The sequence below is a fragment of the Knoellia terrae genome, from assembly GCF_048606435.1.
Classification (GTDB): domain Bacteria; phylum Actinomycetota; class Actinomycetes; order Actinomycetales; family Dermatophilaceae; genus Knoellia; species Knoellia terrae.
The window spans coordinates 198,508-217,472 of the sequence record NZ_JBMBWH010000003.1; the positions used below are offsets into that span (position 1 = coordinate 198,508).

General features: G+C 71.9%; 21 protein-coding genes and 1 riboswitch. Of the genes, 6 read left to right on the forward strand and 15 right to left on the reverse strand.

The features are described 5' to 3' along the window. Positions 1-160 precede the first annotated feature (160 nt). Positions 161-454 carry a hypothetical protein gene (locus tag ACOJV9_RS06135; RefSeq protein ID WP_420184307.1) on the reverse strand — a complete coding sequence of 98 codons (294 nt, stop codon included), beginning with the start codon at positions 452-454 and terminating at the stop codon, positions 161-163. A gap of 29 nt (positions 455-483) precedes the next feature. Here ACOJV9_RS06135 and ACOJV9_RS06140 point away from each other — a divergent pair, with 29 nt between their 5' ends. Together ACOJV9_RS06140 and ACOJV9_RS06145 are read left to right on the forward strand one after the other, a co-directional pair. Next, complete coding sequence (locus ACOJV9_RS06140) at positions 484-732, forward strand: hypothetical protein (RefSeq protein ID WP_420184308.1); 249 nt, start codon at positions 484-486, stop codon at positions 730-732. After that, positions 729-1,271, forward strand: a complete 543-nt coding sequence (locus ACOJV9_RS06145) for a nitroreductase family deazaflavin-dependent oxidoreductase (protein WP_420184309.1) — start codon at positions 729-731, stop codon at positions 1,269-1,271. Before ACOJV9_RS06140 ends, ACOJV9_RS06145 begins: the two co-directional genes overlap by 4 nt. Positions 1,272-1,293: 22 nt before the next feature. On the opposite strand, the gene ACOJV9_RS06150 is transcribed toward ACOJV9_RS06145, so the two are convergent. Continuing rightward, positions 1,294-1,590, reverse strand: a complete 297-nt coding sequence (locus ACOJV9_RS06150; protein ID WP_420184310.1) for a DUF1905 domain-containing protein — start codon at positions 1,588-1,590, stop codon at positions 1,294-1,296. 168 nt (positions 1,591-1,758) lie between these two features. On the opposite strand from ACOJV9_RS06150, the gene ACOJV9_RS06155 reads away from it, so the two are divergent. After that, entirely contained in the window at positions 1,759-2,571 is an 813-nt protein-coding gene (locus ACOJV9_RS06155; protein WP_420184311.1) for a M57 family metalloprotease, read from the forward strand. A 98-nt stretch (positions 2,572-2,669) separates the two neighbouring features. Here ACOJV9_RS06155 and ACOJV9_RS06160 read toward each other — a convergent pair whose 3' ends face one another. Genes ACOJV9_RS06160 through ACOJV9_RS06170 form a run of 3 tightly spaced genes read right to left on the reverse strand, consistent with a single transcriptional unit; the run spans position 2,670 to position 4,301 of the window. Further along, positions 2,670-3,293 (reverse strand): L-threonylcarbamoyladenylate synthase, encoded by a 624-nt coding sequence (locus tag ACOJV9_RS06160; RefSeq protein WP_420184312.1) that lies wholly within the window; start codon positions 3,291-3,293, stop codon positions 2,670-2,672. Between the two features lies 1 nt (position 3,294). Next, positions 3,295-3,759, reverse strand: coding sequence for an OsmC family protein (locus ACOJV9_RS06165; protein WP_420184313.1), 465 nt, complete (start codon positions 3,757-3,759; stop codon positions 3,295-3,297). Continuing rightward, a complete protein-coding gene (locus tag ACOJV9_RS06170) occupies positions 3,756-4,301 on the reverse strand; it encodes a DUF1697 domain-containing protein (RefSeq protein ID WP_420184314.1) in 546 nt (181 codons plus the stop codon). Before ACOJV9_RS06170 ends, ACOJV9_RS06165 begins: the two co-directional genes overlap by 4 nt. A 26-nt stretch (positions 4,302-4,327) precedes the next feature. On the opposite strand from ACOJV9_RS06170, the gene ACOJV9_RS06175 reads away from it, so the two are divergent. Continuing rightward, the gene (locus ACOJV9_RS06175; protein WP_420184315.1) at positions 4,328-4,933 is read left to right on the forward strand and encodes a histidine phosphatase family protein; all 606 of its coding nucleotides are present in this window, start codon (positions 4,328-4,330) and stop codon (positions 4,931-4,933) included. Positions 4,934-4,953: 20 nt separating this feature from the next. Here ACOJV9_RS06175 and ACOJV9_RS06180 read toward each other — a convergent pair whose 3' ends face one another. Beyond that, positions 4,954-6,441: a glutamate-cysteine ligase family protein gene (locus tag ACOJV9_RS06180; RefSeq protein ID WP_420184316.1), complete on the reverse strand. Its 1,488-nt coding sequence runs from the start codon at positions 6,439-6,441 to the stop codon at positions 4,954-4,956. Positions 6,442-6,573: 132 nt separating this feature from the next. Here ACOJV9_RS06180 and ACOJV9_RS06185 point away from each other — a divergent pair, with 132 nt between their 5' ends. Both ACOJV9_RS06185 and ACOJV9_RS06190 read left to right on the forward strand, forming a co-directional pair. Beyond that, positions 6,574-7,752 carry an exonuclease SbcCD subunit D gene (locus tag ACOJV9_RS06185; RefSeq protein WP_420184317.1) on the forward strand — a complete coding sequence of 393 codons (1,179 nt, stop codon included), beginning with the start codon at positions 6,574-6,576 and terminating at the stop codon, positions 7,750-7,752. Continuing rightward, positions 7,749-10,880 (forward strand): AAA family ATPase, encoded by a 3,132-nt coding sequence (locus tag ACOJV9_RS06190; RefSeq protein WP_420184318.1) that lies wholly within the window; start codon positions 7,749-7,751, stop codon positions 10,878-10,880. Before ACOJV9_RS06185 ends, ACOJV9_RS06190 begins: the two co-directional genes overlap by 4 nt. A gap of 49 nt (positions 10,881-10,929) precedes the next feature. Here ACOJV9_RS06190 and gcvP read toward each other — a convergent pair whose 3' ends face one another. From gcvP to ACOJV9_RS06235, 9 genes are all read right to left on the reverse strand, one after another. Beyond that, a complete protein-coding gene (gene gcvP / locus ACOJV9_RS06195) occupies positions 10,930-13,818 on the reverse strand; it encodes an aminomethyl-transferring glycine dehydrogenase (RefSeq protein ID WP_420184319.1) in 2,889 nt (962 codons plus the stop codon). Between the two features lie 73 nt (positions 13,819-13,891). Continuing rightward, a riboswitch (glycine riboswitch) is annotated at positions 13,892-13,991 on the reverse strand. An 81-nt stretch (positions 13,992-14,072) separates the two neighbouring features. After that, positions 14,073-14,648: a MerR family transcriptional regulator gene (locus ACOJV9_RS06200; RefSeq protein ID WP_420184320.1), complete on the reverse strand. Its 576-nt coding sequence runs from the start codon at positions 14,646-14,648 to the stop codon at positions 14,073-14,075. A 146-nt stretch (positions 14,649-14,794) separates the two neighbouring features. Next, on the reverse strand, positions 14,795-15,295 hold the full coding sequence (locus tag ACOJV9_RS06205; RefSeq protein ID WP_420184321.1) for a bifunctional nuclease family protein: 501 nt from the start codon (positions 15,293-15,295) through the stop codon (positions 14,795-14,797). A 17-nt stretch (positions 15,296-15,312) separates the two neighbouring features. Continuing rightward, complete coding sequence (gene ftsR, locus ACOJV9_RS06210) at positions 15,313-16,011, reverse strand: transcriptional regulator FtsR (RefSeq protein ID WP_420184322.1); 699 nt, start codon at positions 16,009-16,011, stop codon at positions 15,313-15,315. After that, positions 15,992-16,450 (reverse strand): FHA domain-containing protein, encoded by a 459-nt coding sequence (locus ACOJV9_RS06215; RefSeq protein WP_420184323.1) that lies wholly within the window; start codon positions 16,448-16,450, stop codon positions 15,992-15,994. Before ACOJV9_RS06215 ends, ftsR begins: the two co-directional genes overlap by 20 nt. A gap of 97 nt (positions 16,451-16,547) precedes the next feature. Beyond that, a complete protein-coding gene (gcvH, locus tag ACOJV9_RS06220; RefSeq protein ID WP_420184324.1) occupies positions 16,548-16,937 on the reverse strand; it encodes a glycine cleavage system protein GcvH in 390 nt (129 codons plus the stop codon). A gap of 46 nt (positions 16,938-16,983) precedes the next feature. Then, positions 16,984-17,733: a DUF881 domain-containing protein gene (locus ACOJV9_RS06225; protein WP_420184325.1), complete on the reverse strand. Its 750-nt coding sequence runs from the start codon at positions 17,731-17,733 to the stop codon at positions 16,984-16,986. 11 nt (positions 17,734-17,744) lie between these two features. Next, positions 17,745-18,077 carry a small basic family protein gene (locus tag ACOJV9_RS06230; protein ID WP_420184326.1) on the reverse strand — a complete coding sequence of 111 codons (333 nt, stop codon included), beginning with the start codon at positions 18,075-18,077 and terminating at the stop codon, positions 17,745-17,747. Further along, positions 18,074-18,952: a DUF881 domain-containing protein gene (locus tag ACOJV9_RS06235; RefSeq protein WP_420184327.1), complete on the reverse strand. Its 879-nt coding sequence runs from the start codon at positions 18,950-18,952 to the stop codon at positions 18,074-18,076. Before ACOJV9_RS06235 ends, ACOJV9_RS06230 begins: the two co-directional genes overlap by 4 nt. Between the last annotated feature and the right edge of the window lie 13 nt (positions 18,953-18,965).

Below are 18,965 nucleotides of genomic sequence, written 5' to 3' on the forward strand. Positions count from 1 at the left end.
CGGCGGCCAGCGTGAGGGTCTTCAGTCGGGGTCCGGAGACCGGAGGCGCCACCGGGCGCACCGCTGTGAGGGCCTTTCCGGCACGCTCGAACAACGCCGATAATCAACATTATGTCAACCAACAGAGCCAACAGCCATGAGGCGGCGTCCCCCGCAGGCCTCAGCCCAGACCTCGATGGGCGCTCCACAGCTCACTCGCCCGCGTCGCCGCAGCGTCGACCAGCGCCGTGAGCTCGGGCCGGTCCGGGACCCGGAACGACGTGTAGCCGCCGCGACCACCGGCCACCGGGCGTCCGTACGCCTTGGCGGCGAGGTGTCCGTCCGGGAGCAGGCGGACGTTGAGCGACGTCAGTACGAACTCCTCACCGCGCCGGGTGTCGTGCCACTGCAACGACGTCGGGATGCTCACGTTGATCGCCAACGCGCTGACGTCCACCTCCGCCGAACCGGTCATCGGCCCACCGTATGCCGCGGGGTCGGCTCATGCCCGGGACAGCCGGCCTCGCGGGGCGGCACGATGGGGGCAGCCTGCGAGAGGAGACCCTGCGGATGAGCTGCTCCGCCACCGCCACCGCCCTCGGCCCGAAGACTCGGGACGAGGGACGTCAGGCCGCCCGCCGGTTCCTCTTCAGCGCCACCCTCGAGCTGTTCGACGACCTGGGTTTCGAGCGCGTCCGCCAGGTCGGCAAGCACGCCCGGGTCGTCAGCCGCCACATCGAGGCCGTCACGTGAGCCCCGACCTGGCGCAGGAGCTGGGCTACCGGCACCGCCCCGGCAACCCCGTGCAGCGGGCGATCCGCTGGGTCGGCGGGACGAGAGCGGGAGCGAAGGCCTTCTCGCACAGCCTGCGTCACGCCGACGCCCTCGTCGAACGGCTGACCGGTGGGCGCCACAGCGTTCCGAGCCTCTTCACGGGAATCTCGGTCCTGCGGCTCACGACCACGGGTCGGAGGTCCGGCGCTCCACGCACCAGCCACCTCATCGCGACACCTCTCGAGGGCACCCTGGCCCTCATCGGCACGAACTTCGGCCAGCCGTCGACGCCGACCTGGGTCCTCAACCTCGAGGCCGACCCCCGAGCCGTCGTCACGTACCGCAACACGTCCCGCGATGTCGTGGCGCGGCCTGCCACACCGGAAGAGGCCGGAAGGGTGTTCGAGCGGTCGGCCACCTTCTATCCCGGCTATCGGCGCTACCGGCGACGTCTCGCCGGCAGGCGGCAGGTTCGTGTCTTCCTGCTGGAGCCCCTCCCCCATGACCCTGCGCGGTGACGACGCCACCACGCCGAGCGTCTCAGGTGTCCAGGGAGATCTGCACCGTCAGCGTGACGAGGTCGCCGAGCTCGACCCGCTCGGCGCGACGCACCGCATCCTTGAGCGGCACGACGTAGCCACCGTCCTTGGGCCACAACGATGTCGTCCACGAGGTGCCCCCCAGCCGCAGCGAGACGGGCACCATCCCCCACCCGTAGCTTACGACCTCGGCCGCGTCCCGCACCTCCTCGCACCGGTCGGCCGGGACCGACACGAAGTGGTAGGGCGCCGGCCCACGCCACTCCCACACCTCTCCGGTGAACTCGAGCGCCGTCATGACGACAACCTAGGTCCGCGAGGTGACCGGCGGACCCCGCGCGAGGTCTCGACCAACTCTTGACCCGGCATACCAACTCTTGACCCGCGCCGTACCCGGCACTGACCGAGCGGTTCATACGTTGGCGCACGGCCGCTTCCCGCGGTCGACCCCTGCCAAGGAGAACTCATGACGACCACCAGTCGCACGCTCGCCGTCCTCGCCGCGTCCGCCCTCGCCGGCGGCGCCATCTTCACCGGTCAGGCCACCGCCACCGAGGGACAGGCTCCGAGCTACACCGAGTTCAAGGCCTCGACGTTCCAGGACCTCGACCGCAAGTTCATCGTCAACGGTGACGAGCCGGTCAACAGCGACGGCGCCCTGCGCCAGTTCTACGACGCACTGGTGGCACCGCAGGAGACCCACGAGGACGGCCTCATCGTCAACACGGTGAGCGGCCGCGACGACAAGTGGTCCGCCACGCAGGCGCTCAACCTCACCTACTGCGTGAGCAGCAAGTTCGGCGCCGACTACAGCCGCGTCGTGTCGGCCATGACCGCCGGTGTCGGCCAGTGGGAGGCAGCGACGAGCAAGGTGAACTTCACCCACGTCACGGCCCAGGACGGCAACTGCACCACGCGCAACACCTCGGTGCTGTTCTCGGTCGAGCCGACCAAGACCACGCAGTACATCGCACGGGCCTTCTTCCCCAGCACCCCGAAGTCCGGCCGCAACGTGCTCGTCAACGCCCGCTCGCTCTACAGCAGCGGGTCGTGGACCCCGTCCAACATCATGGCGCACGAGCTCGGCCACACCCTGGGCTTCCGCCACGAGCACACCCGTCCCGAGGCCGGCACCTGCTTCGAGGACAACAACTGGCGTCCGCTGACCGCCTACGACAGCGCGTCGATCATGCACTACCCCCAGTGCAACGGATCGTCCGACGACCTCAGCATGACCGAGAGCGACCGCGTGGGAGTGCGGGCGCTCTACGGCAGCTGAGGACTGCTCGATCCTCCCGAGCAGTCCTCGTCACCCCCACCGGTCCAGGGGCTCAGGCACCGGTGGGGGTGACGTGTCTCCCCCACCGGTGCCGAGGCTCAGCCCTCGAAGCGGGTCGGGTCCCCGGCACCGACCCGCAGCACCTCGGGTACGTCCCCGGACAGGTCGATGACGGTCGTCGGCTCGGTGCCGCACTCCCCCGAGTCGATCACCGTGTCGACGACGTGGTCCAGCGCCTCCTTGACCTGCCAGCCGTCGGTCATCGGCTCGCTCTCCCCCGGCAGGATGAGCGTCGAGGTGAGCATCGGCTCCCCCAGCTCGGCGAGCAGCGCGCGCACGACCGCGTTGTCGGGGATGCGCACGCCGACGGTCTTCTTCTTCGGGTGCAGCACGCGCCGCGGCACCTCGCCGGTCGCCGGCAGGATGAACGTGTACGGCCCCGGTGTCGAGGCCTTGACCGCGCGGAACACCGCGTTGTCGACGTGGACGAAGTGGCCGAGCTGGGCGAAGTCGGCGCAGACCAGCGTGTAGTGGTGCTTGTCGTCGAGCCGACGGATGTCGCGGATCCGGTCCTTGGCGGACTGGTTGCCCAGCGCCGCCCCGAGGGCGTAGCCGGAGTCCGTCGGGTAGGCGACCAGCCCTCCGTCCCGCAGCGTCTGGACCGTCTGGCGGATCGAGCGCGGCTGCGGGTCGTCGGGGTGGACGTCGAGGTAGCGGGCCACGTCAGTCCTCCCGCATGGCGATGGGCGTGCCGAGCTGGACGGTCCGCGACACCGTGCAGAGCCGGTCGTGGGACTGGGCGATCGCCCGCGGCAGCATGTCCCGTGCCCGGTCGCCGTCGGCACCCTCCGGAAAGCGGACCCGGAAGGTCACCTCCAGCTCCTCCATGGAGTTGCCCTTGTCCGGGTCGCGCAGCTTCTCGCCGCTGCCGGTGACGGTGAACTCCCGGGGCTCGGCCCGGCGGCTCGTGATGAAGTCGACGTCGACGGCGCTGCAGCCCGCGATGGCCGTGAGCAGGAGCTCGACCGGGGTGAAGTCGTCGCTCTCGCCGGTGCCGATGTGGATGGTGCCGCCGCGCACGTTGGTCACGTCGAACTCGCCGTGCGACGTGCGGGTGAGGGTGACGCTCCGGTGCCCCGGACCGGTGCCACCGGTCTCCGGCTCGGTGGCGGCGGGGGTGTCGCTCATGGGGTGCTCCATTTCTCGTTCAGGGCTCGCACGACCTTGAGGTCGCGCGTGGTGACCGGGCTGCCGACCATCCTCTCCAGCCGGGCGCCGGCGAGCTTCGAGCTCGGGAAGCCGCTCTCGTACTCGAGCAGGACGTCCCGCCCCACCACTCGTGCGCGTTCCGGAGTCTCCGCGTATGCCGTGAGCGCCGCGACCGCGGACGCGCTCGGCTCGGTCTTGGCGAACGCGACGTAGCGTCGGGCTCCGTCGTGGAGCAGTGGTGGCGTCGCCTCGACCTGCGTCGCGAGGTCGTGGAGCTCACGCGGCGAGCGGACCATCGTCGGCACCTCGAAGCCGCACCAGTCGGCCAGCAGGGCCTCGATCGCCGCCTCGACCCTGGCCCCCGACCGCATGGCCGACGACAGGGCGATGTTGCCCGTCTGGATGTGCGTCTCGACGTCGGCGAACCCCGCGGCGGTGAGGCGCTCGCGCAGCTCCGCCATCGGCACCTTGCGGACCGGCCCCAGGTTCACGGCCCGCAGGAAGGCGATGTGGCGCGGCATACTCGGATCCTGCCAGAGTGACGGTCATGACCGGCGCACCCGCTGTCCCCGAAGGCCGCATCGTCCTCGTCCGCCACGGCAAGACCGAGTGGAGCGAGTCCGGGCAGCACACCGGCACCACCGACATCGTCCTGACCGAGCAGGGCGAGGCGGACGCCGCCACGCTGGGCGCACGGCTCTCCGGCTTCGACTTCGGTCTCGTGCTCTCCTCCCCGAGGCAGCGCGCCCGGCGCACCGCCGAGATCGCGGGCTACTCCCCCGAGATCGACGACAACCTCGTCGAGTGGGACTACGGCGCCTACGAGGGCCGCACGACCAAGGAGATCCGGGCCGAGCTCGGCTACGACTGGACCGTCTTCGAGCACGGGGTCGTGCCTGGGGCGTCGGCCGGCGAGACCGTCGAGGAGGTCGCCGCCCGCGCCTCGCGGGTGCTGCTGCGGGCCGCGCCCGTGCTCGCGTCGCGCGACGTCCTGCTCTTCGGGCACGGCCACGCCCTGCGCATCCTCGCGACGGTGTTCCTGCGCGAGCAGCCGCGCGGCGCCGCCAAGCTGCTGCTCGACGCCGGCTCGGTCAGCGTCCTCGAGCACGAGCGGGAGCAGCCGGCGATCCGGCTCTGGAACAGCCTGGGCTGACGGCGGGCCCGCCGTTCGGGTCAGGGCAGCGGCCAGGTGTGCACCGGCTCGTTGGTGCTCATGTGCTCGGTGTAGAGCTCGAGCATCTGGTGCAGCGCCGTGCGGCGGTCGGAGCCGCGGGACTCGAAGGCCCGCACGGCGGAGGTCTGCCACGTGGCGCCGTTGACGCCCTCCTGGCAGCGCGCCTCGATGACGCCGAGGAAGCGGTCGCGCACCGCCTGCGAGACCCCCCACTCCTCGAGGCCCTCGTGCGCCAGGGGCAGGAGGTGGCGCAGGACGAGCTCGTCGACGCCAACCTCGCCGTAGCCCGGCCAGTACAGCCGGGAGTCGATGCCGTCCCGGGCGGCGCGGTGGAAGTTCTCCTCGCAGGCCGCGAAGCTCATCTTCGTCCACACGGGCCGCTCGGTGTTGGCGAGACGGCGCACGGCGCCGTAGTAGAACGCGGCGTTGGCCAGCGTGTCGACGATCGTCGGGCCGGCGGGAAGGACCCGGTTCTCGACCCGCAGGTGGGGCCGTCCCTTGACGATGTCGTAGATCGGCCGGTTCCACCGGTAGACGGTCCCGTTGTGCAGGCGCAGCTCGGCGAGGTCGGGGGCATCCCCCGCCTCCAGCTTGGCCATGGGGTCCTCGTCGGTGCTCTCCGCGAGCAGCGCCGGGAAGTAGCGGACGTTCTCCTCGAAGAGGTCGAAGATCGAGGTGATCCAGCGCTCGCCGAAGAAGACGCGCGGCCGCACCCCCTGGTTCTTCAGCTCGATCGGTCGGGTGTCGGTCGCCTGCTTGAACAGCTCGATGCGGGTCTCGGCGTGCAGCCGCTGACCGAAGAAGAACGGCGAGTTCGCGGCGAGGGCCACCTGCACCGGCGACAGGGCCTGGGCGGCGTTCCAGTGGTCCGCGAAGTCCGCCGGGGCGACCTGGAGGTGGAGCTGGACGCTCGTGCACGCGGACTCGGGCGCGATGGAGTCGCAGTAGGTGGCGACCCGCTCACCGCCGGGCCCGGTGATGTCGAGGAAGATGTCCTCGCCGCGGGCCACGAAGATCGAGTCGTTGAGGGCCGTGTAGCGGTTGTTGTCGCTGATCCACTCGCCCTCGTAGTGCTCGGGCATGATCGTCGGCAGGATGCCGATGGCGACGAGCCGTGAGCCGACCTCCCGGGCCTTGGCGTCGGCGGCGTTGAGCGAGTCGCGCAGGTCCGCCTCGAGCTCCAGGGCGGAGTCGCCGGGCAGCGGCCTCGGGGGCACGTTGAGCTCGATGTTGTACCGCGCCAGCTCGGTCTGGTAGCCGGGGTCGGCGATCGACGCGAGGACCTCGGCGTTCGCGAAGTGCGGGTCGAAGTCCTCGTTGACGAGGTTGAGCTCGATCTCGAGGCCGGTGAGCGGACGGTCGAACTCGAACGAGTGCTGGGTGAGCATGCGCTCGAACACGTCGAGGTTCTGGCGGACCTTCTCCCGGTAGCGCTGGCGCTCCTCACGGGTGTAGCTCTGTGCGCTGACCTCCGCACCCACGCCCATCACCTCCGACTCTCCTGCGCTGTGGCCGACGGGCCCACTCAATCACCATCCGAACACACCGGGCGAGCGGAACGCGCTCCAATCCGCGTTTCGGTCCCGGGTGGTGTCGGTGGACCGACCTAGCCTCGGGGCGTGCGCATGATCCACACCTCCGACTGGCACTTGGGCCGGGCCTTCCACCAGGTCGGGCTGCACGACGCCCAGTCGGCCTACCTCGACTCCCTGGTCGACGTCGTGCGCTCGGAGTCGGTGGACGCCGTGCTCGTCTCGGGCGACGTCTACGACCGCGCGCTGCCCGCACCCGACACCGTGGCGCTGCTCTCCGACGTCGTCGAGCGCATCGTCGACGCGGGTGCCGCCGTGGTCCTCTCCAGCGGCAACCACGACTCGGCCATCCGGCTGGGCTTCGCGTCCCGTGTCCTCGAGCGCTCGGGCGTGCACATCCGCACCAGCCTCGACGACATCGGCCGGCCCGTCCTCGTCGGCGACGTCGCGATCTACCCCCTCCCCTACCTCGAGCCGTCGCTCACCGCCGGCCGCCTCGGCGCGACCGAGCGCACCCACGCCTCCGTCCTGCGCGCCGCCATGGCGCGGGTCCGGGAGTCGCTGACCACCGGTTCGCACCGGCGCATGGTGGTCATGGCGCACGCCTTCGTCACCGGTGGGGCCACGAGCGACTCGGAGCGCGACATCTCGGTGGGCGGGGTGGCGGCGGTCCCGCCCGAGGTCTTCGACGGTGTCGACTACGCCGCCCTGGGGCACCTGCACGGTCGCCAGCAGGTGGCCGACGGCGTGCGCTACTCCGGCTCCCCCGTGGCCATGTCGTTCAGCGAGGCACGCCACACCAAGGGGTCGTGGCTGGTCGACCTCTCCGGCGAGGGCGACCCCGTCGTCGACTTCGTCGCCGCCCCCGTCGAGCGACCGCTCGCGCTGCTGCGCGGCACGCTCGACGAGCTCCTCACCGGCCGCGAGCACGCGTCCGCCGAGTCGGCCTGGTGCCAGGTGACGCTCACCGACCCGCTCCGGCCGCTCGGCGCGATGGAGCGGCTGCGCGCGCGCTTCCCGCACACCCTCGACCTGCGCTTCGCCCCGACGGGTTCCGTCACGACGATGAGCGCGTATGCCGCGTCGCTCACCGAGCGCTCCGACCTCGACGTGTGCTGCGACTTCCTGGCCCACGTCAGGGGCGGGCACGGTGCCGACGAGACGGAGCGGGAGCTGCTCGCCGACGCGGTCGAGGGGGCTCGCCTTGGTCGGGCCGGCAGCGACGGCGAGGGCGAGACGGCCCCCCGCCGGTCAGGGGCGGCATGAGGATCCACCGGCTCAGCGCCACGGCGTTCGGTCCGTTCCCCGACGAGGTGGAGGTCGACTTCGACGCCCTCACCGCGGCCGGTCTCTTCCTCATCCACGGCCCGACCGGCGCCGGCAAGACGAGCCTGCTCGACGCCATCTGCTTCGCGCTCTTCGCCGACGTGCCCGGCCTGCGCGACAAGCGCGGCATCGTCAGCGACCACGCCGCTCCCACCGCCACCCCTGCGGTCGAGCTCGAGTTCACCTCCGGCACCAGGCGCTTCCGGCTGCACCGCTCCCCCGCCCACGCGCGACCCAAGAAGCGCGGGACCGGCACGATCGAGGCACCCGCGACGGTGACCCTCTCGGAGCACCGCGGCGGGGAGTGGACGGTGCTCTCCACGCGCAACGACGAGGCTGCCGAGGTCATCCACGACGTCGTGGGGATGGGCAAGGAGCAGTTCGCCAAGGTGGCGATGCTCCCCCAGGGTGAGTTCGCCGCCTTCCTCACCGCCAAGGACGAGGACCGGCGGGGTCTGCTCGAGAAGCTGTTCGACATCTCCCGGTTCGCCGACGTCGAGGACTGGCTCGTCGAGCAGCGTCGGGCGAGCGAGGCGGAGGTGCGGTCGCGTCGCACCGGCATCGACACCGACCTCGCCCGCCTCGCCGACGTCGTCGCCGCGAGTGGCCTGGCCGGCCCGGATCCCGACGCGGATCTCACGCCGGCGACCCGGGAGCAGCACGAGGTGGTGGACGCCGAGTCTCCGCAGGAGATCCGGCAGCGACTGGACGAGCTGGGCGAGGCGCTCGACGCACACCTGTCCGAGGCGATGGTGGCCCTCGATGCCGCCCTCGCGGACGAACGGACCGCCGCAGTTGCGGCGGAGCAGGGACGCGCCGTCGCGACGCTGCGCCAGCGGGCACGGACCGCCCGCGAGTCCCTTGCCACACTGGACCTCCACGAGGGTGACGTCAGCGCGGTGCGGCTCGAGCACTCCGCCGCGAGCCGGGCCGCCGGGCTGAGCGGGCACCTCGCCGCGCTCGCCCGCGCCGAGGCGGAGGCAGAGGCGACCTGCTCGACCGTGTCGCTCGCCCACCGCGGGGTGCTCGCCTTCGTCCCGACGGCCGGGGACCCCGACGCCGTCCTCGACGCGCTGCACCTGCACGACGACGCCGTCCGCGAGCTGGTGCGTCTCGGCGCGGCACGCGAGGTCCGGGCCCAGCTCCTGCGCCAGCACCTCGAGGCGGTCGAGGTGGCCACGGCCGTCCTCGACTCTGCCGACGCAGACCGCGAGCACGCCCGGACCGAGGTCGTCGCAGCCGAAACCGCCCTCGCCGGCGCGGTCGAGGCCGAGGCCACGCTCGACGGCGTCGAGCAGACCGCTCGCGCAGCGGCCGACCGGCATCGCCTCGCAGAGCGGGTCGTCCGGGACGAGGAGGCGGTCTCCCTGCTGGTCGCTGCCTCCGTCGCAGCCCGCACGGCCGCCCAGGACGCCCGAGATCACGAGCAGGACCTCGTCGGACAGCGCCTCTCCCAGATGGCGGCCGAGCTGGCCGAGGGTCTCGTGGACGGCTCGTCCTGTCCCGTGTGTGGCGCTCACGAGCACCCGGCTCCCGCACGGGGCACCGACCGGGTCACCGCCGCAGAGCTCGACCTCGCGCGCCGGGCCCATGCCGACCTCGCGCGCTCGGCGCAGGAGGCCGAGTCCGCCGCCGCTGCGGCCCGAGCCGTGCTCACCGAGGCGCTCAGTGTCCTCGGAGCGACCGAGGCACGAGATCTGGACCTCTCCGAGCTTGCCGCCGTCGCGGACGCCGCGGCGGACGCCGTGCAGGTGGTGCGCGTTCGCGCCGGAGCCCGCCCGGGCCTCGAGCGCCGTCTGGCCGCGGCCCGGGACACGGCGGCGCGGGTGGAGGTGGGGGTGACCGAGGCGCGACACGACCTCGCCCGGGCCAGCACCGTCGCCGAACGGGCCCAGCAGGACGAGCGAGTCGATGCCGAGGCGGCACGACGCCTCGTCGCGGCGCACGCACACTGCCCCTGCCGGAGCGGCCGGGCTGGTGACGAGCCCGTCCTCGACCGCACCGCCCGCGACACTGCCGGGGACCGAGACGGCGTCCCGGACGCCCACGCGCTGCTGCGCGCGCACCGCGATGCCGTTGCCGCCGCCGAGGGCTGGCGTGACGCCGTGGCGGCCCATGAGGCCACGGACGCCCGGCTTTCCGCCGCGCAGTCGACGGTGGCCGCCGCCGCGCGAGAGGCCGGTTTCGCCACCCTCGACGACGCTGCGGCCGCCGTGCGCTCGCCCGCCACGGTCGACCGGCTCCGGGACCGGCTGCACGACCACGACCGGGCGCGCGCGGCGGCCGAGTCCGTCCTGGCGGACCCCGACGTCCGCGAGGCCGAGGCGGCTCCCGCGCCCGATCTCGACGCCCTGATGCTCTCGGCCCAGGTGGCCCGGACGGCCCTGCTCGCGGCACAGTCCGCGCAGACGGGGGCCATGAGCGCACGCACGTCGTTCCTCGGTGTCAGCTCCAGTCTGACGGCCGCCCTCGACGCCTCCGGCCCCGCGCTCGAACGCCACCACCGCGTCAAGGAGCTCGCCGACACCTTCACCGGTGCCGGGAGCAACAACTCCCTGCGGATGCGGCTCACCGCCTACGTCCTCGCGGCGCGCCTCGAGAAGGTGGCCCAGCTCGCCAACGAGCGCCTGCGCATCATGGGCGACGGTCGCTACCGTCTCGAGCACTCCGACCGCCTGGCGGCCCGCGGCGCCCGGAGCGGCCTGGGCCTGCGCGTGCTCGACCAGTGGACCGGTGTCAGCCGCGAGACGTCCACCCTCTCCGGTGGCGAGGCGTTCATGGCCTCCCTGGCCCTGGCCCTCGGTCTCGCCGACGCCGTCCGCGAGGAGTCCGGAGGGTTCGACATCGGCACCCTCTTCGTCGACGAGGGCTTCGGCACGCTCGACGACGAGAGCCTGGAGCAGGTGATCTCCGTCCTCGACACCCTCCGTGAGGGCGGTCGTGCCGTCGGTGTCGTGTCGCACGTCGCCGAGCTCCGCAGCCGCATCACCAGCCAGCTCTCGGTCCGCAAGACCGCGAGCGGCAGCACCGTCGTCGTCTCGACCCCTGGAGCCGAGAGCGCCGCGTGACCCGGGAGGTCACGCGGCGCTCGGTCCTGCCACCCGTCCGGGCTGCGGCTCAGTCCTCGAAGGCCTCCGGCGGGGGGCACGAGCAGACGAGGTGACGGTCGCCGTACGCCCCGTCGATGCGACGCACCGGCGGCCAGTACTTCGCCAGCGGGTCGACCCCCGGCGGGTAGGCCGCGTCCTGCCGGCTGTAGTCGACGTCCCACTCGCCCGCGAGCGACTGGGCGGTGTGCGGCGCCCCGCGCAGGACGCTCGTCGCTGCGTTGCCTGCCGCGCCGACCGCGTCGATCTCTCGCCGGATCGCGATCATGGCGTCACAGAAGCGGTCCAGCTCGGCCTTGTCCTCGCTCTCGGTCGGCTCCACCATGAGGGTGCCGGCCACCGGGAAGGACATGGTCGGCGCGTGGAAGCCGTAGTCGATGAGGCGCTTGGCGATGTCGTCGACGCTGACACCGGTCTCCTTGGTGAGCGGACGCACGTCGAGGATGCACTCGTGAGCCACGAGGCCGCCCTCACCGGAGTAGAGGACCGGGTAGTGCTCGCGCAGGCGAGCCGCGACGTAGTTGGCGTTGAGCACGGCGACCTCCGTGGCGCGCCGCAGCCCCGAGGCACCCATGAGGCGCACGTACGCCCACGAGATCGGCAGAATCCCGGCGGAGCCGTAGGGCGCGGCCGACACCGGGCCGACGCCGGTCGACGGACCGGCCTCGGCGTCGAGCGGGTGGTTGGGCAGGAACGGCGCGAGATGCTCGCGGCACGCGACCGGACCCACACCCGGTCCACCACCGCCGTGCGGGATGCAGAACGTCTTGTGCAGGTTGAGGTGCGAGACGTCCGCGCCGAAGCGCCCCGGCTGGGCCAGGCCGACGAGCGCGTTGAGGTTGGCGCCGTCGACGTAGACCTGGCCGCCGGCGTCGTGGACCATGGCGCAGAGGTCGGTGATGGTGTCCTCGAAGACCCCGTGCGTGGACGGGTAGGTCACCATGATCGCCGCGAGCTGGTCGCGGTGCTGCTCGACCTTCGCCTTGAGGTCGTCCATGTCGACGTTGCCGGTGATCTCGGCGGTCTTGACGACGACGACCTTCATGCCCGCCATGACGGCGCTGGCCGCGTTGGTGCCGTGCGCGCTGGCGGGGATGAGGCAGACGGTCCGCTCGTCGTCGCCCTGGGCACGGTGGTAGCCCGCGATGGCGAGCAGGCCGGCGAGCTCACCCTGGGACCCGGCGTTCGGCTGCAGCGACACGGCGTCGTAGCCGGTGATGTCGCACAGCCACTCGGACAGCTCGCCGATGAGGTGGCGGATGCCCTCGGTCTGGTCCAGCGGAGCGAACGGGTGGAGGTTCGCGAACTCCGGCCACGTGATGGCCAGCATCTCCGTGGTCGCGTTGAGCTTCATCGTGCAGGAGCCGAGCGGGATCATCCCGCGGTCCAGCGCGAAGTCGCGGTCCGAGAGGCGCCGGAGGTAGCGCAGCATCGCCGTCTCGCTGTGGTGGCTGGTGAACACGGGGTGGGTGAGGTACTCGGACGTGCGCACCAGCGCGTCGTCCCAGGCGGGCTCGGCGATGGTGACCCGCCCCGGCTGCGAGACGCCGAAGGCCCGGCAGACCTTGGAGAGGTCGTCGTGGTCCGTGGTCTCGTCGAGCGAGAGCAGCACGGTGTCGGCGTCGTGCCGCCAGACGTTGGCGCCCTCCGCGAGCACCGCCGCGACGAGCTCGTCGGCCCGGCCCGGCACCCGGATGGACAGGGTGTCGAAGCCCGGTTCGAAGGCCACCTCCACGCCACCCTCGCGCAGCGCCTCGGCAAGGGTGGTCGCGTGCGCGTGGATGCGCAGCGCGATCGCCCGCAGCCCACGAGGACCGTGGTAGACGGCATACATGCTCGCCATGACGGCGAGGAGCACCTGCGCCGTGCAGATGTTGGACGTCGCCTTCTCACGGCGGATGTGCTGCTCGCGGGTCTGCAGGGCCAGGCGGTAGGCCGGCGCGCCGGTCACGTCGACCGACACACCGACGAGGCGGCCGGGAAGCGTGCGCTCGAGGCCGGACCGGACCGACATGTAGCCGGCGTGCGGACCGCCGAAGGCCATCGGGACCCCGAAGCGCTGGGAGGTGCCCACGGCGATGTCGGCTCCCCACTCCCCCGGCGCGGTCGCCAGGGTGAGCGCCATGAGGTCGGCGGCCGCGGTGACGAGCGCACCGGCGTCGTGCGCCGCCTCGGCGAGGGCGCGGTGGTCGCGCAGGCGTCCGTGCAGGTCGGGGTACTGGACGAGCACGCCGAAGACCTCACGCCCACCGGCGGCCTCGCGCAGCGCGTCGCTGGAGGCGACACCGGTGAGGTCGCCGACGACGACCTCGATGCCGAGCGGCACCGCCCGGGTCTGCATGACGGCGAGCGTCTGCGGGAAGACGGCGTGGTCGACGACGAGCACGGCGTCCTTGGCCGCCTTGCTCGACCGGCGCATCAGGGTCATCGCCTCGGCGGCGGCGGTCGCCTCGTCGAGCAGCGAGGCTCCGGCGGTGCTGAGACCGGTGAGGTCCGAGACGACGGTCTGGAAGTTGAGCAGGGCCTCGAGCCGGCCCTGGGAGATCTCGGGCTGGTACGGCGTGTAGGCGGTGTACCAGGCCGGGTTCTCGAGCACGTTGCGCTGGATGACCGCAGGCGTGACCGTGCCGTAGTAGCCCAGACCGATCATCGAGGTGAGGACGCGGTTGCGCGAGGCCAGGCCACGCAGCTCCTCCACGACGGCCTGCTCGGAGTCGGCGGGCACGATGTCCATCGCCTGCGTGGCGCGGATGGCGTCCGGGACGGCGACGCCGGTGAGGTCGTCGAGACTCTCACGCCCGATGGCGCGGAGCATCTCGGCGACCTGCGAGTCGTCCGGGCCGATGTGGCGCTCGGCGAAGGCGGGCAGCACGGTCGGGTTCGGCATGGTGTCAGTCATGTGGTGAGGCTCCTGGCGCACGGGCGGGCACGGGCCTCCCCATCTGTCGCGGCACGAGCCGTCTCAGAGGTGCCTGATCCGTGCGGTCCTTTGCGCCTGAGAGGTTCCGGGGAGTTTGCCCCTTCGGCGCCCCGGCTCCGCGAACGGACCGGGGACTCTCCCGCACGGTGTTGGCGGCATGCACAGGGTAACAAACGGCGCGCACCCCGGCCGGGGTGCGCGCCATGCAGACCTGCGTATGCCGTAGGGCCCGCTCAGGCGAGACGGGCCGCCCGCCGGGCGCTGAGCTCGTCGTCGGGGTGGGCCGCGGGGACCTCGTCGGCGAGGCGCTCGCTCGGCAGGTGCGACAGGTCGCCCTCGACCTCGCGCCACACCTTGCCCACGGCGATGCCGAAGACGCCCTGACCACCCTGCAGCAGGTCGATGACCTCCTCGTCGGAGGTGCACTCGTAGACGGAGGCGCCGTCGCTCATCAGGGTGATCTGGGCGAGGTCGTCGACGCCGCGGTCACGCAGCACCTGGACGGCGCCACGGATCTGCTGGAGGGACACTCCCGTGTCGAGGAGCCGCTTGACGATCTTGAGGGCGAGGACGTCGCGGAAGCCGTAGAGGCGCTGCGACCCCGAGCCCGCCGCACCGCGCACGGACGGCTCGACCAGCGAGGTGCGGGCCCAGTAGTCGAGCTGGCGGTAGGTGATGCCCGCCGCCTTGCAGGCCGTGGGGCCGCGAAAGCCCATCTCCTCGTCGAGCTCGGGCAGGTCGTCGGTGAACAGCAGGCCCTGCGCCCCGATCGGCAACCGACCCTGGGGGTTCTCTTCGATGGCGTTCACGCCAGCCTCCTGCTGCACCGAGGTGCGCTGTAACTACACGGACGTCGTTCTCTTGGAGGTGACGCTAGGGCTCGACCGACCCGGGGTCAACTACCACTCGACCCTGACCTCAGGCGTGTCGTGCGCCCCATCGGTAACACTAACTGTCAACTGGAGGGTTTGTCTCCGGTGTCGAAGTCCTCAGGTGAGACGTGGTCGAGGAACTCCTTGAACTTCTCCACCTCGTCCTCCTCCTGCTCGCCGGCCATGGCGACGCCGGCCTCCTCGAGCAGGTCCTCGGTCGTCAGGATGTCCACCCCCGCCCGCAGGGCCAGGGCGATGGCGTCCGAGGAGCGGGAGTCGATGCTCTGCCCTCCCCCGTCGGCGCCGCCGTCGATGTCGAGGACGGCGTGGAAGACCCCGTCCTGGAGCGAGGTGATGCGCACCCGGTCGAGACTGTGGCCCAGCTCGTCGAGCAGGTTCTTCAGCAGGTCGTGGGTCAGCGGACGTGGCGGTACCACCCCCTGCTGGGCGTAGGCGATCGCCGCGGCCTCGGCGGCACCCACCCAGATCGGCAGGTAGCGGGTGCCGTCGCGCTCGCGGAGCAGGACGATGGGCTGGTTGGTCGGCATCTCGACACGAACCCCGAGGACGTCCAGTGGCTTCACGCGTCCACCGTACGTCGTCAGGGACGGGCCAGACCACCCTTGACCAGGGCGGCGTGCAGCTGCAGGCAGAGGCGCGCCACCTCGGCCTGCTCGCGGGCCCGCCCACCGGCGCGTCTCGTGCTCATCGCCTGCTCGACCAGTCCCACCTCGCGGTCCGCGGCGGTCCGGAAGGGGCGCAGGTGCCGCGCCTCGATGCCGTAGGCCGCGAGTCCGGCCGCGGCGTGCGCGGCTTGGAGGTCGGTGCCGGAGTAGTGCCCCCCGCTGTCCGGGCGCAGCAGGCCGAACCCCTCGAGCGAGGTGAGGACCTCGGGGTCCAGACCGGTCGCGGTGCCGAGCTCGGCCCGGGTGAGGCGGACGTCGCGACCGGCCTCGAGCGCCCGGGCGTCCGGGACGTCGGGATCGGCCTGCGGCTCGGGCGGTCGTGGCCGGGCGTCGTCCCGTGGCGAGGGCTCGAGCCCGCGGTCGAGGGCGTCCAGCGACTCACGGATGACCTTGAGCGGCCAGAACCGGTCGCGCTGCGCCCGCAGGACGTACTGGAGCCGGGCGACGTCGTCGTGGGTGTAGGTGCGGTAGCCCGACGGCGTGCGCTGGGGCTCGACGAGACCTTCACCCTCGAGGAAGCGGATCTTGGAGATGCTGACCTCGGGGAACTCCTCGCGCAGGGCGGCGAGGACCTTCCCGATGGTCAGCGGCCGCTCAGGCCTGCTTGGCGGCATAGAAGACGAGGCGGTACTTGCCGATCTGCACCTCGTCGCCGGTCTGCAGCACCGACTCGTCGATCCGCTCGCGGTTGACGTAGGTGCCGTTGAGGGACCCGACGTCCTTGACGACGAACCGGCCGCCGGTGCGCTCGAAGGTCGCGTGCTTGCGCGACACGGTCACGTCGTCGAGGAAGATGTCGCTCTCCGGGTGGCGGCCCGAGGTGACGAGGTCGTCGTCGAGCAGGAAGCGCGCGCCGGTGTTGGGGCCGCGCAGCACGACGAGCAGGGCCGTGCCGGGGCGCAGCGCCTCGACGGTGGCCTGGTCGGCCCGGGTGAGGACGTGCTCGCTCTCGTGGACGACGTCCGACTGCTCGAGGCCCTCCACCGCAGGGATGTGCATCGTCGTCGACGACTCCGGCTCACGGCCCGGGATCTCACGACTTCGGTCACTCATCAGTGCGGCTCCTTGTCTGATCGCGTCCATCTGAACTCCTCACCCTAGATGACCGGTCGAGGCATGAACAGGCGGCCACCGGTGAACGGGCTGGAAATCAGCCGAGCTGCTGCTGGTAGCCCTCGACGTCCAGGAGCCCGTCGACGGCGGCCGCGTCGGTGGGCCGCAGCTCGTACATCCAGCCCTCGCCGTAGGGGTCGGAGTTGACCAGCTCGGGCGACGCGTCGAGCGCCTCGTTGACCGCGGTCACCTCGCCGGCCAGCGGGGCGTAGAGGTCGCTCACGGACTTGGTGGACTCGACCTCGCCGCACGCGTCGCCGACGGACACGGTGTCGCCGACGGCCGGGAGGCTGACGTAGACCACGTCGCCGAGGGAGTCCTGCGCGAACGAGGTGATCCCGATCCGGACCGTGTCGCCGTCGGCCGAGCGCACCCACTCGTGCTCGGCGGTGTAGCGCAGGTCGCTCGGGTACTCGAGGTCGCTCATCGTTGGGCTCCTTCTGGTCCGGTCAGGACGTGGGTGAGGGCAGGTGTCAGGACGTGGTCGAGCTGGGTACGGGTCGAGCGTACTGAGGCTCGGAAACGGACCGCAACGCGGACACCGTGACCTCGTCCTTGGTCTCCACGCCGGCCTCTCCGCCGACGCTGCGGACCGAGTTGGTGACCCCGCCGGGAATCTCCATGGCCGACGCGAGGGTCGACCCGTCCCCGATCGCGGTGACGACGTAGGGAGCGGAGACCTCCGTCCCGGAGATCGAGATGCTGCCCTCGCCGTCGGTGAAGAACGTGCTGGCGACGACGCGGATGCTGTTGATCTCGATCGCCTCGGCGCCGGCGTCGCGCAGCTCCTGCAGGGTGTCGAGGAGCAGCGGTGCGGTGACGCGGTTCTCGGGGTCGCGGATCGTGAGGACGATGCCCGGGCCGCGGGCGGGCGCGGTGCCGGCGAGGATGGCGAGGGAGTCGAGACGCTGCTGGGCGGCCTCGCGGGCCTCGGTGAGGCTCGTGGTGTCGCTCTGGAGCCGGTCGCGCGACAGGCGCAGCGTCTGGATCTCCTCGGCGAGCCGGTTGCCGTCCTGGTCGACGGTGTCGAGGATGCGGATCAGCTCGTCCTCGCGCAGGTCCTCGAGCCCCTCGATCGAGGTCTGTCGCACCTGGGCGGCGATGGCGAACCCCAGCCCGAGCGCGAGGATCGTCGCCAGGACGTTGCCCTTGGTGGGGCGGGGCGCGCCGGCGCGACGCAGGCGGCGCCACGCCCGGCGGGAGGTCTGCGTCTCGGTGCTCATCGGGTGTTCGCTCACGCGTTGAAGAGGTGTCGGCGGATCGAGGCCACGTTGGAGAAGATGCGGACGCCGAGGACGACGACGACGCCGGTGGAGAGCTGGCTGCCCACGCCGAGCTGGTCACCGAGGAAGACGATGAAGCCGGCGACGACGACGTTGGACAGGAACGAGATGACGAACACCTTGTCGTTGAAGATGCCGTCCAGGACCGCCCGCACGGCACCGAAGACGGCGTCGAGCGCTGCGATGACCGCGATGGGGAGGTAGGGCTGGAGCCACAGCGGGACCTCGGGCTGCAGCAGCACGCCGACGACGATCCCGATGACGAGGCCCAGGGCGGGGATCACGACGGGTCTCCTTCGGACGACGTGGCCGGTGTCGGCGTTGCTGACGGGTCGAGCGTAACCGGGGGCACGGCGGCCCTGGTCCGCAGCGTGGCCGACGCCGGGATGGTGGCCTGCTTGCGGACGGCGGTCTCCGCACGGATCCCGAAGGAGCTCTTGAGCGTGGCGAGGTAGGTGCCGCCGTTGCCGTCGCCGAACCGCGCGGGCAGCTGTCCGGGGTCGCCGATGGCGGTGAGGACGTAGGGCCGCTTCAGCGGGCGGTAGTCGACGAGGATCGCCTCGCCGGCGAAGCGGATCGACGCCGTGGTGGTCAGTCGCTGCCCGTTGATGGAGATCGCCTCCGCTCCGGCCTCCCAGAGGCTGTTGGTGAGGATCTGCAGGTCGCGGGCGATGACCTTGCCGTCGGTGCTGATGCTGTCCTGGCGCGGGTCGGGGCCGGAGGCCTCGTCCTCCGTGGTGGGGGCGTCGTCGACCGTGACGACGAAGGCCGGACCGCGCACCGGGACCGCGCCCGCCACCAACGAGAGCCGCTCGACGTCGGCGGCGAGCGAGGCGCTGACCTCGCGCAGGGTCTCGGCGTCGAGCGCGGCGATCTCGGAGCGCAGCGCGCCAGCCTCGGCGGCCCGCGTGTCGACGACCTCCTGCTGGCGCTGGATCCGCTCGATGAGGCTCGACTTCGTCCGCTGCTTCGTGGTCTCGCTCCCCCGGAGCTGGACGGCGGCGATGCCGACGAGCAGGCCCACGACGACGGCGAAGACCAGCAGGCGCGCGGATCGCAGGCTCGTGGCGCGCGGCAGCCCGGCACGCTCGCGCCGCTCGGCCGCAGCGGCGTACCCCGGGTCCAGCGGACGCTCGATCATCGACGTGAGGAGCGTCATGGACGCGTCCGGC

Bases quoted from the DNA above. Each gene is read 5' to 3' on its own strand.
- ACOJV9_RS06155 (WP_420184311.1), top strand. From the start codon at position 1,759: ATGACGACCACCAGTCGCACGCTCGCCGTCCTCGCCGCGTCCGCCCTC.
- ACOJV9_RS06225 (WP_420184325.1), bottom strand. From the start codon at position 17,733: ATGAGCACCGAGACGCAGACCTCCCGCCGGGCGTGGCGCCGCCTGCGT.
- ACOJV9_RS06165 (WP_420184313.1), bottom strand. From the start codon at position 3,759: ATGAGCGACACCCCCGCCGCCACCGAGCCGGAGACCGGTGGCACCGGT.
- ftsR (WP_420184322.1), bottom strand. From the start codon at position 16,011: ATGCCGCCAAGCAGGCCTGAGCGGCCGCTGACCATCGGGAAGGTCCTC.
- ACOJV9_RS06180 (WP_420184316.1), bottom strand. From the start codon at position 6,441: ATGGGCGTGGGTGCGGAGGTCAGCGCACAGAGCTACACCCGTGAGGAG.
- gcvH (WP_420184324.1), bottom strand. From the start codon at position 16,937: ATGAGCGACCTCGAGTACCCGAGCGACCTGCGCTACACCGCCGAGCAC.
- ACOJV9_RS06170 (WP_420184314.1), bottom strand. From the start codon at position 4,301: ATGCCGCGCCACATCGCCTTCCTGCGGGCCGTGAACCTGGGGCCGGTC.
- ACOJV9_RS06140 (WP_420184308.1), top strand. From the start codon at position 484: ATGCCCGGGACAGCCGGCCTCGCGGGGCGGCACGATGGGGGCAGCCTG.
- gcvP (WP_420184319.1), bottom strand. From the start codon at position 13,818: ATGACTGACACCATGCCGAACCCGACCGTGCTGCCCGCCTTCGCCGAG.
- ACOJV9_RS06190 (WP_420184318.1), top strand. From the start codon at position 7,749: ATGAGGATCCACCGGCTCAGCGCCACGGCGTTCGGTCCGTTCCCCGAC.
- ACOJV9_RS06175 (WP_420184315.1), top strand. From the start codon at position 4,328: ATGACCGGCGCACCCGCTGTCCCCGAAGGCCGCATCGTCCTCGTCCGC.
- ACOJV9_RS06235 (WP_420184327.1), bottom strand. From the start codon at position 18,952: ATGACGCTCCTCACGTCGATGATCGAGCGTCCGCTGGACCCGGGGTAC.
- ACOJV9_RS06135 (WP_420184307.1), bottom strand. From the start codon at position 454: ATGACCGGTTCGGCGGAGGTGGACGTCAGCGCGTTGGCGATCAACGTG.
- ACOJV9_RS06150 (WP_420184310.1), bottom strand. From the start codon at position 1,590: ATGACGGCGCTCGAGTTCACCGGAGAGGTGTGGGAGTGGCGTGGGCCG.
- ACOJV9_RS06215 (WP_420184323.1), bottom strand. From the start codon at position 16,450: ATGAGTGACCGAAGTCGTGAGATCCCGGGCCGTGAGCCGGAGTCGTCG.